This window comes from Corynebacterium kroppenstedtii (genome assembly GCF_016894245.1).
GTDB lineage: Bacteria > Actinomycetota > Actinomycetes > Mycobacteriales > Mycobacteriaceae > Corynebacterium.
The window spans coordinates 169,554-186,229 of sequence record NZ_CP069792.1; the positions used below are offsets into that span (position 1 = coordinate 169,554).

Annotated in this window: 13 protein-coding genes; 7 read left to right on the plus strand and 6 right to left on the minus strand. The window is 57.0% G+C overall.

Features of this window, described 5'->3' with window-relative positions:
- Positions 1-24: 24 nt before the first annotated feature.
- The 4 genes from I6J23_RS00875 to I6J23_RS00890 all read right to left on the minus strand — a co-directional run bounded on the left by I6J23_RS00875 (position 25) and on the right by I6J23_RS00890 (position 5,675).
- Positions 25-1,239 carry an acetyl-CoA C-acetyltransferase gene (locus I6J23_RS00875; RefSeq protein ID WP_204582172.1) on the minus strand — a complete coding sequence of 405 codons (1,215 nt, stop codon included), beginning with the start codon at positions 1,237-1,239 and terminating at the stop codon, positions 25-27.
- Positions 1,240-1,376: 137 nt separating this feature from the next.
- On the minus strand, positions 1,377-3,050 hold the full coding sequence (gene purH / locus I6J23_RS00880) for a bifunctional phosphoribosylaminoimidazolecarboxamide formyltransferase/IMP cyclohydrolase (protein ID WP_204582174.1): 1,674 nt from the start codon (positions 3,048-3,050) through the stop codon (positions 1,377-1,379).
- Positions 3,047-3,796, minus strand: a complete 750-nt coding sequence (gene purN / locus I6J23_RS00885) for a phosphoribosylglycinamide formyltransferase (protein WP_204582176.1) — start codon at positions 3,794-3,796, stop codon at positions 3,047-3,049. Before purN ends, purH begins: the two co-directional genes overlap by 4 nt.
- Positions 3,783-5,675, minus strand: coding sequence for a cell division protein PerM (locus tag I6J23_RS00890; RefSeq protein ID WP_204582177.1), 1,893 nt, complete (start codon positions 5,673-5,675; stop codon positions 3,783-3,785). Before I6J23_RS00890 ends, purN begins: the two co-directional genes overlap by 14 nt.
- On the opposite strand from I6J23_RS00890, the gene I6J23_RS00895 reads away from it, so the two are divergent.
- Together I6J23_RS00895 and I6J23_RS00900 are read left to right on the plus strand one after the other, a co-directional pair.
- A complete protein-coding gene (locus I6J23_RS00895; RefSeq protein ID WP_204582178.1) occupies positions 5,663-6,037 on the plus strand; it encodes a hypothetical protein in 375 nt (124 codons plus the stop codon). The two genes, I6J23_RS00890 and I6J23_RS00895, sit on opposite strands and share 13 nt — an antisense overlap.
- A 338-nt stretch (positions 6,038-6,375) precedes the next feature.
- Positions 6,376-7,170 carry a M23 family metallopeptidase gene (locus I6J23_RS00900; protein WP_204582179.1) on the plus strand — a complete coding sequence of 265 codons (795 nt, stop codon included), beginning with the start codon at positions 6,376-6,378 and terminating at the stop codon, positions 7,168-7,170.
- A 162-nt stretch (positions 7,171-7,332) separates the two neighbouring features.
- On the opposite strand, the gene I6J23_RS00905 is transcribed toward I6J23_RS00900, so the two are convergent.
- Complete coding sequence (locus I6J23_RS00905) at positions 7,333-9,933, minus strand: UvrD-helicase domain-containing protein (RefSeq protein WP_204582181.1); 2,601 nt, start codon at positions 9,931-9,933, stop codon at positions 7,333-7,335.
- A 127-nt stretch (positions 9,934-10,060) separates the two neighbouring features.
- Between I6J23_RS00905 and I6J23_RS00910 the strand changes: the two genes are divergently transcribed.
- From I6J23_RS00910 to I6J23_RS00930, 5 genes are all read left to right on the plus strand, one after another.
- Complete coding sequence (locus I6J23_RS00910; RefSeq protein ID WP_204582183.1) at positions 10,061-10,372, plus strand: chorismate mutase; 312 nt, start codon at positions 10,061-10,063, stop codon at positions 10,370-10,372.
- 193 nt (positions 10,373-10,565) lie between these two features.
- Positions 10,566-12,233, plus strand: coding sequence for a glucose-6-phosphate isomerase (gene pgi, locus I6J23_RS00915; RefSeq protein WP_204582185.1), 1,668 nt, complete (start codon positions 10,566-10,568; stop codon positions 12,231-12,233).
- A gap of 144 nt (positions 12,234-12,377) precedes the next feature.
- Positions 12,378-13,487 carry a FecCD family ABC transporter permease gene (locus tag I6J23_RS00920; protein WP_239454930.1) on the plus strand — a complete coding sequence of 370 codons (1,110 nt, stop codon included), beginning with the start codon at positions 12,378-12,380 and terminating at the stop codon, positions 13,485-13,487.
- Positions 13,484-14,575 (plus strand): FecCD family ABC transporter permease, encoded by a 1,092-nt coding sequence (locus tag I6J23_RS00925; RefSeq protein ID WP_204582187.1) that lies wholly within the window; start codon positions 13,484-13,486, stop codon positions 14,573-14,575. The genes I6J23_RS00920 and I6J23_RS00925 overlap by 4 nt, the downstream gene beginning before the upstream one ends.
- Entirely contained in the window at positions 14,572-15,468 is an 897-nt protein-coding gene (locus I6J23_RS00930) for an ABC transporter ATP-binding protein (RefSeq protein WP_239454931.1), read from the plus strand. Before I6J23_RS00925 ends, I6J23_RS00930 begins: the two co-directional genes overlap by 4 nt.
- A gap of 73 nt (positions 15,469-15,541) precedes the next feature.
- Here the strand turns inward: I6J23_RS00930 and I6J23_RS00935 are convergent, their stop codons facing one another.
- Positions 15,542-16,675, minus strand: coding sequence for an ABC transporter substrate-binding protein (locus tag I6J23_RS00935; protein WP_239454932.1), 1,134 nt, complete (start codon positions 16,673-16,675; stop codon positions 15,542-15,544).
- Position 16,676: the final 1 nt, after the last annotated feature.

The window sequence follows — 16,676 nt, forward strand, 5'->3', positions numbered from 1 at the left end:
CCGTGCGCCCTACGCCCATAGTGCTTAGGCCCACAGCGTCAAAGCATCACCCTGACCACCGCCGCCGCACAAGCTCACACCAGCGCGCCCGCCGCCTCGTCGCTCTAACTCATGGGCCATATGAACAACTAATCGCGCTCCCGACGCGCCAACCGGATGGCCCAAAGCGATACCGCCACCATTGACATTAACGCGGTCCATGTCCACACCAAGTTCCTTAATGGACTGGGCAACAACAGCAGCAAACGCTTCATTGATCTCAATGAGGTCGAGATCGTCAATTGACCATCCCGACCGGTCCAGCGCAGCTTTCAACGCGCGCGACGGCTGAGAATGCAACTGCGTCGTATCCGGACCCGCCGTTTGGCCATACTGCCCAACAACAGCCAGAACCCGCAGACCCCTCTTCTCAGCCTCCTCACGGGTGGTGAGCACGACGGCTGCAGCACCGTCGGAAATTTGCGATGAACTCGCCGCGGTAATCGTGCCGCCCTCCAGGAAAGCAGGACGCAGCCGCGATAATCCCTCTTCCGTCGTACCAGGCCTAATCCCCTCATCGGCCCGAACCACGACGGGATCACCCTTACGCTGCGGGATTTCTATCGGAACGATCTCATCATCAAACAGGCCCTCGTCTCGCGCTTTCTCTGCACGCTGGTGGGACAGGGCCGCAATGTGGTCCTGCTCTTCGCGTGTAATCCCACGATCCTGATTCCCCCGGTCGGTCTCCTCCCCCATCGTCTTCCCGCTCACGGCGTCATGAAGGCCGTCGCGGTTGATCGCGTCGACAAGCCGTAAATCACCATAGGTCTTCCCCTGACGCACGCCCGCAGCAACATGCGGAGCGTTCGTCATGGACTCCATACCTCCGGCGACGACGATCGATGCGTCCCCCACGCGAATCATCCGAGTTGCATGAATAATCGCGTCCAGCCCGGACAAGCACACCTTGTTGACGATCTCAGCCGGAACGTCCAGCGGGATACCGGACTTCACAGCCACCTGGCGGGCCGGATTCTGCCCTGCACCTGCCAGGAGAACTTGGCCCATGACGACATAATCCACGTCCCCGCTGGAAACACCGGAGTCTTTCAGCGCCGATGACACCGCCGCAGCACCGAGGTCAACTGACGTTTGCGACGCTAAGGAACCCAGTAATTTCCCCTGCGGGGTTCGCTTCGCCCCAACAATGACGACATCGTCTGGGCGAGGTTGGCATGGGGCATGGGAATCAGACATTTTTCCTCCAGGATGGCTATGCAATACAGATCACATTCACAGTAGCGATAAATAGAGACCCGCGCGGGCAAAGACACCGAGAAAACATGATTTCCCTCGCCTCGTTGATGTGGACCAGGGCCAACCACACCAACCGACTAGTGGAAGAAGTGGCGCTCCTTGGTCAGGTACATGGTGACTCCCGCCTTGCGGGCAGCCTCAATAACTTCCTCATCGCGGATGGAACCACCGGGTTGAACAACCGCGCGTACACCAGCGTCGGCAAGCACCTCGAAACCGTCGGCAAACGGGAAGAAGGCATCCGATGCAGCAACAGCACCGCGAGCACGGTCTTCACCGGCACGCTGAACCGACAGCCGAGCAGAGTCGACACGGTTGACCTGCCCCATGCCAACGCCCACTGTCGCACCATCTTTAGCCAGCAAAATGGCGTTGGACTTCACAGCGCGCACGGAGCGCCACGCGAAGGCAAGGTCGTCAAGCGTCTCGTCACCGGCTGGGTCACCGGCAACAAGCTCCCACGATGACGGATCGTCACCGGGGGCATCCAGAACATCCCGTTCCTGAACAAGCACGCCACCGGATACTTCTTTGAGCTGCAATCCTTGACGCTCCGGCTTCGGCGCGACCAGGATGCGGAGATTCTTCTTCGTCTTCAAAAGTTCGAGGGCGTCCTCGTCGAATGATGGTGCAATGATGGCCTCAGTAAAGATCTTCTTCACCGTTTGGGCCATCTCTAACGTCACCGGCTTATTCGAGGCGATAATTCCGCCGTATGCAGACACGGAATCGCATGCGTGGGCTTTGCGGTGAGCGTCGGCAACCGACTCGCGTGAAATCGCGATACCACACGGATTGGCATGCTTAATGACGGCAACGCAGATCTCGTCCGGGTGATCCCACACAGCACGCCAGGCAGCGTCGCCATCGGTGTAGTTGTTGTAGGACATCTCCTTGCCATGGAGCTGTTCAGCTTGAGCCAACCCCGGGTGACCATGCTGATCCACATACAATGCCGCAGCTTGATGCGGATTTTCGCCATAACGAAGAGGGTGCGACAGCGTGTAGGTGCTACCCACGAACTCACCGAACGTGGTCGTGCCCGAACCGTCAGCATTACCACTACCGCTATCTGAACCGGCATTATCGTTCGCCGACGCCTGGGTCAACGCAGATTGCTTCGACATCCACGTCGCGACGGCAACGTCATAGGCCGCAGTGTGTTGGAAAGCGCGAGATGCGAAATCCACACGCTGCGCAAAAGTAAAACCACCGCCGTGCACAGCCTTGGCAGCCGCTGCGTAATCGTCAGGATTCACAACAACCGCGACCGACTGGTGATTCTTCGCAGCAGCACGAACCATCGACGGCCCGCCGATATCGATCTTTTCCACACATTCGTCACGATCCGCCCCCGACGCGACCGTTTCAGAGAAGGGGTACAAATTCACCACAACGAGCTGAAAACCCTCGATCCCCATGTCGTCGAGTTGCTTAACGTGGTCCGGGTTTCGCGTGTCAGCCAGGATCCCCGCGTGAACTTTGGGGTGCAGAGTTTTGACTCGCCCGTCGAGGCACTCAGGGAAACCGGTGAGCTTTTCGACGAGCGTCACGGGGATTCCCGCATCGGCGATATGAGCAGCGGTGGACCCCGTCGACACGATTTCAACGCCATCAGCGTGGAGAGCGCTAGCCAAATCTGTGAGCCCAGTTTTGTCATATACGCTGATCAGTGCGCGTTTTACGGGGATTTGGGAATCGGATGTGGAGGTTGGAGCGGGAGAAGGAGTTGCGGATTGGGAGTCGGTCATGGAAGGAAAGATGCCTTTCGTCCGTCTGAAATGTAACCGCGCCGCGCGATCGCATCCAATGTTGAGACGAGCAAACGTCGTTCAACAGTTTTGATGCGCCGGTGGACAATGTCGGGCGTGTCACCATCGTGAATGGGAACAGCCTCCTGATCCAGGATAGGCCCTGTGTCCACACCAGAATCGACCAGGTGAATAGTGCTACCGGTAATTTTCGCCCCATAAGCGACGGCGTCGGCCACAGCATGCGCCCCGGGGAAGGAGGGAAGAAGTGCGGGATGGGTGTTAATCATGCGGCCCCCGAACCTGGTTAAAAAATCATCGCCGACGATGCGCATGAAGCCCGCACTGACAACAATATCGGGGTCGTATTGCTGGACTGCCTGTGCTAATTCGCTATTCCATTGCCGACGACGTTCTGCGTAGGTGTCAGGGTGGGAGGAGTCAGCGTGGCTCTCGGGTGCTGGCTGCGAATCTGAGGGGTGATGAGGTTTATCTGTGCGCGCCCCCGGAGTCTTAGGTGTTGCCGGGGCGTTCTTGCGAGGGGGTGCAATGGTGGCAACCGGGATACCTTCATAACGGGCGCGATCGATTGCTGGGCAAGGTTTATCCGTCACCAAGGCCTGGACGCTCAACGAGGGCGTTTCTCGGCGGGCGTTAAGAAGGGCCTGAAACAACGTTCCCTCCCCCGAAGCCAGTACGACGAGTCGAAGAGGCCGGCCAGGGAAAACGGGATCAATGCGGATCATCGGACGCACCACCTTGAGGCATGCCACCTGCAGATTTTCCACCGTGGGACGTGTTACCGGCAGACGACTCTGAATCGTTGTTCGATTCCGTGTCGTCGTTGTCAGCTGAGGCGGCTTGCTCGTTTTCGGTGGAATCCGCCTCGGTTTGTACAGCTTCGGAGGCTAACGCGCTTGTGTCAGCTACCGGCTCAGTCTCTTTAGCCTCATCTGGCTCTGACCCAAGAGCATGATCGTGGCTGGACTCCCCATTCGCTTTTCTGTCGGCGGTATCTTCCCCGTCGGAATCGTCGGTGTTGCCGTCGTCATCACCGTCCGCGTCCGACTCGTCATCAACCGAGTCACCATCGGCGGATTCAACGCGCTGCGCGGCGGACTTGTCGTCGTTACGGGAAGCAGCGGCTTCGTCCTGCTCGGCGTCGCGATCTTCGCCCTTAGCGGCATCAGCTTCACGCGAGCCACCACGATCCGAGGCGTTCACCTCACGTGTGGACGCAGTTCTGCCCCGACGTATTCCGATCACCGCCATCGTGATCACCCCCACAGCAAACATCCAGGCAGCAGCGACCGCGCCGGTCAGCCAGGGGTTTGGCCCCGACCATCCGTACGCACCAACCACGCCGCTGTTCAGCCACGCGGCGACCATTCCAACAATCCCGGCCGACAGGGCAGCCACCCCAACAGTCCCATACGGGGAAACGACAACGCGTCGCTGGCTGAGGAATCGTCGATAAACAAGAATGGCGACCGCAGCAGGAATAAAAAGCCCAAGCCATGCGGCGGGGAAAACATCGCCAGGCATCGCGGCAAGCACCGGCACCGGAGGCAGCTCCGCGCGCGTCGCCGTAAACAAGCTGACCTGCGCAGCACCGAAATTAGCCTCGGCACCCGCAAGAACACTCGCCGACGCCAGAGCCATGTTCGGGAAGTAAGCGATCCACAGCAGGGTCAGCCCAATTTTGCCGCCGACGCCCGACGCGATGGAATACGCGTCCGTAAAGGCCGACCAGTGGGCAATAAGGCTAACAATCACGACGAAAGCGCCGATGCCACCCATTGCGGCGAGAAAAACCATACCCAGGCGAAACGCGTCGACAGGCCACTGAGGCATACCGTAAAAGCGCAGCAGCGCTCGCCACAAACGCTTGCCCATGCCAAAAATGATTGCCAGCGCGTTGAGAGCGAAGGTCGACACGACCGCCATCCAGACCGACGGCACGTTCACCGGAAGGACCGGCTGCGCGTCCCAGAGCATCGCCAGCGCGGTTAACGACAGCAAGATAGGAACGGCCAGCGAACAGCCGACAAGCATGCGCACATCGCTGACACTGATTCGCTCTCGGACGACCGAGCGGATTCGGAGCGCTATCCACAATGCGTAACCCAGTGCGGGAAGCAACGGCAGAAGGCCAAGATCGGCGCCGGACATCGACAGCGGAGCAAGATTAAATGTCAACCACAAAGATGCAATGGTGGCCGGAGCTGCGACGAAGGAAAGGTCCAACGCCAATAAAATAATGAGCGCGACTGCGATGATGACGCCGATCACGGAGACATGGGTGGCGGCAATCCCCGGCAAGAATTTTCTCAACCGTGTCGTAAAAGAGCCTCCCGCGGAGCTGCGAGCAGCGCTGCCGCTCTTCTGCCACCATTGAGTCCAGCGGTTGAGCCCGAATCGCCGTCCGCGGGGAGATGCTCCCTCGACGCCACGGTCGCTTCCAGACCCCCGACGGCGATCGCCCGGGTCGGAACTCGTGGCCCTAGCACCCCGAGTGCCTCGTGCACCCGCATTTTTCTTACCGCCAGCTGCTGCGTCGTCGAGGTCCCCTACGCCACGCACCCGCGATGCTCGGTCCTCATCTGCTCGACGTGAACCGCGCACTGCACGAGCTTGTGGACGTTGCTCGCGAACATACTGTTCGGACGCGCGAGGCGCCTGGTTTGCGCGTGAATCGCCAGCGGTTGACCGCGGCCGGGAGGAATCACGATGCGCAACGTCGTCAAACGAAGGGCGACCTAATTGATGTGACGATCGCTCCGCACCCGTCTCCGGCTGACGCGATGAGCGATCGGGGCGATGCTGTCGTGACGACGATGGGGAATCCCACGTCAAGCGTTGCGCATCCGCGCCGCGGGACCGGCGACCGTTCTTCCGTGACCGCCCATCCCCCGGACGTCGAGAATTCGATGGGGTGGTATTTCTCACTTGTCTATCCTGACACCTTCCGCGCGTGGGGCACATGAGGCACTCCGTCTTTCAAGGCTACAAACCCAGAAAGTCCAGGCCAGTTGAGACAACTGTAGTCGCCTGTTATTAATGTTCCCACCCCTACCAAATCTATGACACATCACATAATCCACCCGCAGTACGAATTCGTGTTCCCACGCTCACACCTTAAGAAGAAAAAGATGAAAAACAGCTTGCCGCGACGCTAGCCGTTCGTTACTATTTCGTTCGGAGATTACAAAACGATTACGCTTACCTGTTAAAACAGTTAAGCAGTACGGTCGATGTGAAACACACAGTAGCCAGCCGTGTGCGTGGTGCGGCTGGCCACCATTTTTGCTTGAGAGGTGTACACGTGCGGACGAATCGAGGCAGCCAGTATGTCGGGACGCATCGCCGCCAGACAACTCCTAAGGCCAGCCGGGTAGCCTCGGTCGCCGTTGCAGCCGGTGCGTTGGGCACCGCGGGAGCTGTCGGCGCAGGAGCCGCCACCATTGGCCATAGCGATAGCGTCCGGCTGGTCGCCAAAGATGCCGACGCTGCACCGTCCGAGGCAACTGCCTCGGAATCCTCGCCTCAGATTCTTCAACTTCCTCAAGCTAAGCCGGTCGCGAATCTGCACGACCAGATCGCAAAGACCGTTGAATTCAATAAGCAGCGCCTGGCTGCCGATGCTGCGGCACGGACACCTGAGCCTGCTGCACAGCCTGCTTCAGCGGGGCCGGTTGGCAACGCCATCATGAATGCTCTCGGGATTGTTAAGCCCGCTCAGGGCATTCTGACCACCGGCTTCGAGATGCGGTGGGGAGCTTTCCACAAGGGTATCGACATCGCCAACGTCCTGGGTACCCCCGAGTACGCCGTCATGGATTCCACTGTTATCTCCGCAGGCCCTGCTTCTGGTTTTGGCCAGTGGGTTCGTCTTCGTGCCGACGACGGCACTGTGTTCGTGTACGGCCACATGGAGACAATCAACGTCACCGTCGGACAGCGCGTTAAAGCTGGTGACGTTATCGCCGGGATGGGCTCGCGCGGATTCTCCACCGGGTCGCACTGCCACTTCGAGGTCCATCCCAATGGTGGCGAGGCTATCGATCCACTACCATGGTTGGCCGCACACGGAATTAACCTCGGCCCGATTCAGCGCTAACGCTAACTCTCTTCTTACATCGCTGGTCCCTCTGCGGATCAGCGATTTTTTCGTCGCGGAGCCGACGTATTCGCGTACTCCGGCCGGCCGAGGTATTCCGCACCCCACCGGCCGGCCAGAACGCACAATCCCCCTCCCCGTAAGAGCACCCAATAACCGCTCTTATAGCTTCTCCATAGGAACATTGCCGATCAACATGAGTCGGACGGTGCCTTCCTTCCCGAAGTTGATCACCACACTGGTGTGCTTCCCCAAGCCTGAGACTGATTCCACAGTCCCCAACCCGTATTTGTCGTGATTAACTTGGTCGCCGGCCTCGAGGTGAAGCGCCGACGCAGGCGTGCCCGAGCGACGATCCGAGGGCGAGTTCGCTCCACGCCCAGCACCTCGTCGGCCACCAGCACCATGAGCTGACGACCCAGCGCCCCCATAGTGCGAGGAACGATACCGAGAGTTGCCCCGCCGATACCCGGAAGTCGACTTGTCTGGCCATCCCAAGGACCAGTCGCCACTATCCCAGCTTTGCTGAGGTTCCTCGCGTTCCCAGTGGATAAGGTCGTCGGGAATTTCCGCAATAAACCTCGATGCCGGATTGTTGACTGGTTGACCCCAAGATCCCCTGGTCACGGCTCGGGAAATGTACAAACGACGTTGTGCACGCGTAATGCCCACATACGCCAATCGTCGTTCTTCCGATAGCTCTGACGGATCACCCAAGGCTCTCATGTGCGGGAACTGCCCGTCCTCCCAACCAGTGAGGAAAACCACCGGGAACTCTAGTCCCTTCGCCGTGTGGAGGGTCATGAGAGTGATAACGCCGTTGTCCTCATCGGGAATCTGATCCGTATCCGACACTAGAGAAACACGCTCCAGGAAAGCCTGCAGACTCCCCGGCTGAGGTTCGCCCTCCTCGAGAAAAGCCACGCCACCTGCGACAGTTTCTACCCCTCCGTCATTGCCGACGCCATCACTACCGACGCTGGAACCCTCCGCCGCGTCCGCTCCTGCGAAACTCTCCGGTGCGGTGGCGTCGGGCATGCGTTCATAAGCCAACTGATGTGCGGCTTCAGAGGCGAATTCGCGTGCCACAGAAACAAGCTCACGGAGGTTATCCAGGCGGGCGCCGTCCTGTGGATCATTCGATCCCTCCAGGCTTTCCAGATAACCACTACGCTCAATCACGTCATTAACAATCGCGCCCAAATCGGGGATGCCCAAATTATCCCCGTCATGGGATACCAGCTGGTTATCGGCAGTATCTTCACGCAATCCGTCCATCATCTCGACAAAACGGCCCACCGCTTTATTACCGCGCGCGCCTAGCGCTGGAATGTCTCCGTCGGCAGCTGCGCGTAATGCTGCACCCATACTGACGCCATGATCTTCCGCGTAAAGGGAGAGCAAAGACAGAGCGCGGTTTCCAATCCCTCGCCGCGGAGTGTTTATTATCCGCCGCAGACTGACAGAATCGTCCGGGTTATCAAGAACTTTCAGATAAGCAATGATGTCTCGAATTTCTTTGCGCTCATAAAATCGCGTCCCACCGACTACCTTGTAGGGAAGACCATTGCGAATAAAAATATCTTCCAGTGCGCGCGACGCGTTATTGGTGCGGTAGAAAACCGCGATATCACCATAATTAATGGTGGAGTTGTCGACTAACTGGTCAATTTCACGCGCCACGAATCGAGCTTCATCGTGCTCATTGTCAGCCACATATCCGACAATTCTTTCTCCTTCCCCCAACGCCGTCCATAGATTTTTTTCCCGCCGCCCAGAGTTTTGAGAAATCACAGCGTTAGCAGCTGAAAGAATCGTTTGAGTGGAACGATAATTCTGCTCTAACAAAATTGTTTCTGCATGGGGATAATCGCGCTCGAACTCTTCAATATTCCGAATCGTAGCCCCACGGAAAGCATAAATTGACTGGTCAGCATCACCCACGACACATAACTCGCTCGGACCAATAGCATTCCCCTCAGAGTGTTCGCTTCCCACTAACGTAGAGACCAATACGTACTGAGCATGATTCGTATCCTGGTACTCGTCTACCAGTACATGGCGAAAGCGTCGTCGGTAATAAAGTGCCACTTCCGGGTATTCACGGAATATACGAACAACTTCACCGATTAAATCATCGAAATCAACCGCATTTGATGCACGCAGACGTTTCTGATACTCGGCGTAGATCTTCGCGACTGTCTCATTAAAAGGATTCTTATCCTCTTCGGCGTCGGCACGTGCGTCGTCGGGAGTACGCAATTCATTCTTGAGATGCGAAATCGCCGACGCTACTGTCCGCGCAGCAAAACGCTTCAGGTCTAGATTCATGTCGCGGGCGATCATCGTGAGTAGACGGCGTGAATCATCACTGTCATAAATCGTGAAGTTGGTATTTAAACCGGGAATAAGGTTGGCTTGCGCACGAAGAATACGGACGCACATGGAATGGAAGGTAGACACCCACATACGTTCAGCAATTGGCCCAATGAGATCGGCGACGCGGTCCTTCATTTCCGTCGCTGCTTTATTAGTAAAGGTGATAGCGACGATATTCCACGGCGCTACCCCACGAACACCAATGAGGTAAGCGATCCGGCGAGTGAGAACTGCCGTCTTTCCCGAACCGGCCCCCGCGACGACGAGCAATGGAGAGCCCTCATGTTCAACCGCCTGCCGCTGCTGTGGGTTAAGTCCTTCCAATAGCTGCTGTGGAGTCAAAGGCCCACCATCCGGCAAGCGAGTGGAAAGGCTATCGTTCATAGTGCGTATCTCTTCCTCAATAAAGTCTGTATAGCTCAGGGCGAGTTGTTATCCCGTGAAGTACGGAACAGTCAGTTTCATGCGCTCGCACTCCAACCTACAACCCGGGTATGACACAATAAGACCCATGACTGAGCCTCGCGATTGTCTGTCTACGTCCAGCGAGGTCACTAGCGGAACTAGTGATCCGTTATCGAACGAACGTATCCAGGAACTAAGAAAAGAAATAAATCAGCTGGATAACACGATTATTTCTGCTATCAAACGTCGTACGGAAATCTCACATCTCATCGGGCAATCGCGAATGGGGTCGGGCGGAACTCGCCTCGTACACACGCGAGAAGTCGCGATCATCAACGAGTTCCGGGAGGAATTGGGGACAGAAGGTCCCGCCATCGCGTCAGCTCTCCTCCGTATGGGGCGGGGACGCCTGGGCTAGATCCCCACCTCCTAAATTCCCGACATGAGTCTCACATTCACGCTGATCATCATGGTCGCCTATCAAACCCGGTCATCATGGCCGTTGCGTGTGAAGCGCTTACCCGTGGAACTCCTGTTTCGCGACTAGCATGGCTCAGGGGCGCATACACGCTCAATGCGCCACGGTTATCGTCGATAAGAAGGATTATTTAATGAATTCACCATTGCCAGATATCACCGCAACCAACGAATGGTCTGCGCTGAAGGACACTGCGAAATCAATCACCTCAACGACGTTGCGCGATTTATTCGCCAACGATCAGGATCGTGCGAAGAAACTCAGCTTTTCCGTGGCTGACCTGCACGTTGACCTGTCCAAAAATCTTATTAACGACGACACGCTTGGCGCATTGATCGCCCTCGCGAAGAAGGCGAACCTTGAGGACCATCGCGACGCTATGTTCAGCGGTCGGCATATCAACTCGACCGAAGACCGAGCAGTGCTGCACACGGCGCTACGTCTTCCCGCCGAAGAATCTTTGCACGTTGATGAGCAGAATGTAGCAGCCGACGTACACGACGTCCTGTCGCGGATGCGCGATTTTGCGCACGCCTTGCGTTCCGGCGAATGGCTGGGTGTCACCGGGCACACGATCAAAACTGTGGTGAATATCGGAATCGGGGGGTCTGACCTTGGTCCCGCTATGGCAACACAGGCTCTCCGCAGCTTCGCCACCGCGGGAATTTCGGGACGTTTCGTCTCCAACGTCGATCCGGCTGATTTCACCTCAAAGGTGGCAGACCTCGATCCCGCAGAGACACTCTTCGTCGTCGCGTCGAAAACCTTTACGACGCAGGAGACACTGGCCAATGCGCATGCGGCTCGTCGGTGGTTCCTCGAAAGCCTCAACCTGGAGGACGGGACCGATGAAGCAAATGATGCCATCGCCAAGCACTTCGTTGCAGTATCGACGAACGCAGAGAAGGTCTCCGAATTCGGCATCGATACCAACAACATGTTCGGCTTTTGGGACTGGGTTGGTGGCCGCTACTCGGTAGACTCTGCCATCGGGCTTTCTCTCATGGCCGTTATCGGGCCTCAGAACTTCATGAGCTTCTTAGAGGGCTTCCATGCCGTCGATGAGCACTTCCGGACCACCCCACTGGAGAAAAATGTTCCCGTTCTGATGGGACTCCTCGGCGTCTGGTACGACGATTTCTTAGGCGCACAGTCCCATGCGGTCTTGCCATATTCCCAGGACTTGGCGCGTTTCCCCGCCTATCTCCAACAGCTAACCATGGAATCGAACGGCAAATCCGTCCGTATCGACGGCACGCCCGTCACCGCACCGACGGGCGAGATCTACTGGGGAGAGCCTGGAACGAATGGCCAGCACGCCTTCTTCCAATTGCTCCACCAGGGCACCCAATTGGTACCCGCTGATTTCATTGGGCTCGCTACCCCCAATGATGACCTCCCCACGGCGGACGGCACAGGAAGTATGCATGATTTGCTCATGTCGAACTTCTTCGCGCAAACAAAGGTTCTGGCTTTCGGAAAGACTGCCGACGAAATTGCGTCCGAGGGTGTGGATCCCAGCATCGTTCCTCACAAAGTCATGCCGGGGAACCGCCCCACGACGACGATCTTGGCTCCGGCTCTCACACCGTCTGTCCTTGGTCAACTGATCGCGTTGTATGAGCACATCGTCTTCACCGAGGGCACAATCTGGTCTATCAACTCCTTCGACCAGTGGGGTGTCGAGTTGGGCAAGAAACAGGCCGGGGAGCTTCTACCCGCAGTCACTGGAGAAAAAGGCGTCAATACCGGAGATGCCAGCACAGACTCTCTGATCTCGTGGTACCGAGAAAATAGATAGTAGATTCCCCCATGTCATAAGCTAGGGCTAAGCTATGTGAGCACTCAGGTTAGGCTATGGCCTGATACTGTGCATACGGATATCGCATAGACATATCGCGACTGACCACCGATGTTCACACTTTACTGATTTGCGCTCTAACTTATGACTGTTACTCATTCACCGGCGGCCTCGCCGACGCCGACGTCCGCCGATGGCTCGCCCCAGCCACCTGGTAGCAGCAAGGCAGGCCGACGCCTCTATGTGCGTCGAGTTATCGGCCTCGTTGTTTTACTCGTTCTCCTTGCAGCGTGTTTATGTGCTGCGATGGCACTAGGGTCACGGAGTATTCCCCTGCCCAAGGTATGGGATGTTCTCAGCCATTTCTCATCATCATCCGACGCTTCAAATAGCGATACTGATACCCGGGTGATCATTGATCTCCGGATTCCCCGCGCCCTGCTCGGGATCATTGTCGGGATGGCCCTTGGTTGCGCCGGAGCGTTAATTCAGGGGCACACACGCAATCCCCTCGCGGATCCCGGCATTTTGGGTGTGTCAGCCGGAGCAGCCTTTGCGGTGGTCGCGAGTTTCGCATTCTTAGGCGTAACAGGGAATATTGCGACGACGCTCTGGGCGTTCGGTGGAGCAATCTGCGCCACTGCCTTAGTGTTCGGCTTGGCCTCTGTGGGCAAGGCGACGGCTAGCCCCTTGAACTTGGTGCTCGGCGGTGCCGCGCTGGGTGCCGTCTTGTCGTCATTAACCAGCGGACTGGTGTTAACCAACAACGACAATCTGAATCGCATGCGTTTTTGGACGGTGGGCTCGATTGCCGGCCGCGATATGAACGTCGTGATGGTCTCAGCCCCGGTGATCGCGGTGGCACTTATTGCTGCCTTCGCCACCGGGCCCACTCTCAATCTTCTTAACTTGGGTGACGACGCTGCGACGTCATTGGGAGTTCATGTCGGGCGGTCCAGAATCGTCGGCGTCCTACTTATCGCGTTGCTGGCGGGAGCGGCGACGGCTGCGGCGGGACCTATCGGGTTCGTTGGATTGGTTGTGCCGCATGTTGTCCGTTCCATCACAGGTCCGGATTATCGCTGGATATTGCCCTATTCGGCGTTGACGGGGGCTGTTCTGGTGCTTGTAGCCGATATTGTGGGCCGCCTCATCGCACGTCCGGGTGAAGTGGAAGTTGGCATCGTACTCGCGTTCGTGGGTGCACCGTTCTTCATTTACCTCATCAGCCGTAACAAGGTGGTGGAAGTATGACGACGCCACAACAAAGTAAAGTTCGTTTACCGCACCACCGGACTGCGTTTCAATGGGGCCCCGTGTCCGGCGTGGTGTCCCCTCGCCCGTTATTAGTATGTCTAGCGCTCGTCATAGCTGGGGTATTTCTCTTCGCTGTGGCTATTGGTATCGGTGATTTCCCTATCGCCCCCATGGACGTATTGTCTGTCGTTTTTACGGGTGGCGGCTCGCGTATTGAACAACTCGTTGTGTTCGAATGGCGAATGCCCCGCGCATTATCTGCTGTGATTGTTGGTGCAGCCCTGGCGCTGTCTGGTGCACTCACACAATCAGTTACCCGCAATGCCCTGGCCAGCCCTGATATTTTGGGCGTGACATCCGGCGCATCTGCGGCTGCCGTAACAGTCATTGTGCTGGGTTCAGGGAGTGGCTTCGCCGGGTGGCTTGCTGGGGCGGGCATCCCGGCTTCTGCATTAATGGGTGCCCTGGGCACGACTGTTCTCATGTGGCTCATCGGGTTTCGTGGCCGCCAGATGGATATTTATCGTCTGGTTCTGTTGGGTATTGTGGTCACCGCGCTGCTCAATTCCTATATCCACTTCCTGATGATTCGTGCCGAAACAAGCGACGCAGCTGCTGCAAAATTCTGGTTAACAGGCTCCCTTTCTTCCGTGACATGGAATCGATTGCGTCCCGTCATGGTTGTTTTGGGGATTTGCATCATTATTTGCGTCTGGATTTCTTTTGAACTTCGCGCATCGCAATTAGGTCCCGATCTGGCTTCCTCTCTGGGCCAACCTCGACGGCTGGTGGATGCAGCGATCCTCATTGTTTCGGTAGTGTTGGCCGCGTTTGCAGTCTCGGCCGGCGGTCCGATTGGTTTTATCGCTTTCGTTGCGCCCCAAGTAGCTATGCGTTTAGCCGGCACTTCTGCCCCACCCCTATTTACCTCAGTTCTCACGGGCTCAGTGCTTTTGCTTCTGGCCGATATTGCTACCCAGACGGTGCTTCCCACGGAGCTTCCCGTCGGTTTGCTCACTTCAGCGATCGGTGGCGTATTCCTTATTTATCTCCTTGTCCGCACGTCACGAAAGGCCACGGTATGAGCCACACTACGAACTCGTTATCCAGTGCGTCAGGCTCCACACCCGCGCAGCCCGGGGGAAACTCAACGCCGAGACACGAGGCCGTCCCGGCAGGCTCACTAACCTTGTCTGGTCTAAGGGTCTCGTACGGGGATCGCAACGTTATTCCCAACTTGGATGCGTCCATTCCGGGAGGAGCTGTCACCACCATCATTGGGCCCAATGGTTGTGGTAAATCCACGCTATTGAGGGCTGCAGCTCAGCTAATTCCCTCCTCGGGGTCGATCATTCTTGACGACGTCGACGTCCGGTCGCTGCGTCGAAAAGAGTTAGCACGGCGCATTGGTGTGCTACCACAGTCACCCATCGCTCCCCCGGGTGTCGTGGTGAGTGATCTAGTCGCCCGAGGTCGGCACCCCCATCAGTCATGGTTCAGGCAATGGTCGTCGGATGATGAAGAGGAGGTAGCGCGGGCGCTTGAACTAACCCACGTTGCCGATTTGGCGGACCGGCCCGTGTCGTCTCTTTCAGGCGGACAGCGTCAGCGTGTGTGGATCTCTATGGTGTTAGCCCAGGACACTGACGTGTTGTTCTTAGACGAGCCGACGACGTACCTTGACCTCTCTCACTCGATTGAAGTGCTGAATCTGGTCACCGAACTTAAGCATCGCTTGGGGCGGACCGTGGTGATGGTTCTGCACGATTTGAACTTGGCCGCGCGCTATTCCGACTGTGTGATAGTTATGGCCGATGGGCAAGTGACAGCAGCCGGTAAGCCATCCGAGGTTCTCACAGAGGAGCTTTTAGAATCATCATTTGGGCTCGACGCGAGAGTCATTGAGGATCCGGAATGCACTGACGCGCCTCTGGTGGTGCCCCGAAAGCCCGTGGTGCTCGGCTCTGCAGCGACATAAAATCGTTGCGTAATAAAAAGCCGCCATAATTTTCCTTCATGGCGGTTTTAATTAGTGTCTTATTTCCCGAGCTTTATTTCACCGTCTTTTTGAGCTCCTCCAGGATATAGTTTGCTGCCACCACCGATGCATTGAGAAACCACGGGTCCGGGTCCACCGCTACCGCGTGGTTGTTTTTCACAACGCCCAGGTTCGTCCACAAAGCATCTTTCGTGAGCTTTTCCCCTTTGGCATTAAAGCCGTAAAACAGATAATCCGCGTCAAGCTGGTCGAGATTTTCTGACGAAATCGGGTGCGACACCTTATCCTCGAAACGCTGAGACGTCGGCCGAGAGCATCCCCCGTCTTTTAATACCTGGCCAGCTAGTGATAAGGGCCCCAGCATCAGGTAGTCGGTTCCCTTGTTCCTGATCAGAGACACCGTGGGCGAGGTCCCGCGGTCTTTCTTCCATTCAGCAACTGCATCCTCATGATCATCAATCAGCCGCTGTGCGTCATCGCGCTTACCCACGGCATCCGCGATGGTCCGGAAATCATCCTTCCAGTTCTCTGCTCCGCCCTTGCCCGTCACCACGGGAGCAATAGATTTCAGCTGATCGAGGACATCATTGCTTGTCCTGTCATTCGCCAAAATAAGAGTGGGATGAAGCGTGGCTATTTTCTCCATATCAGGCTGCGTCCGCTGTCCGACGATGGTGATGGAGTCAAGGTCGTACTGCTTACCGAATTTATCCTTGATGTATGTGGGGATACTCTCAGACGACGACGCTTGAGCATTAGCTACTCCCATTCCCACTGGGGATATGCCCAATGCCAGGAGCCCGTCGATCTGCCCAGTGTTTAGCGCAATGATTCTCGACGTATCGTGCTCATGGGCGCTTGAATCCGGCGCTGTCTGGGACGAATCTGCCTCGGCGTGTTCCCCATCCCTACTGGATGACGAACATGCCGCTAAACCTAAGGCCATACCAGCCCCCATCCCGGCAACGAGGAAGGAACGCCGCGAAAGCCTCCGCTCGTGAGCTTGAGGCGCCCACGATAAGGAGTGATGGGCCCGTCGAAACGAATAATGATGTGAGAACAACTCCTCCCGCGAGGTGTGCTGATGACCTACGCTAGCCAACGATTTCCGCTGGTTCCGCAGCGGTTCGTCAGCGCGCCGGTCATCTGGGGAGCTACTGGATACCTCTCGAGGATTCTCAACCATG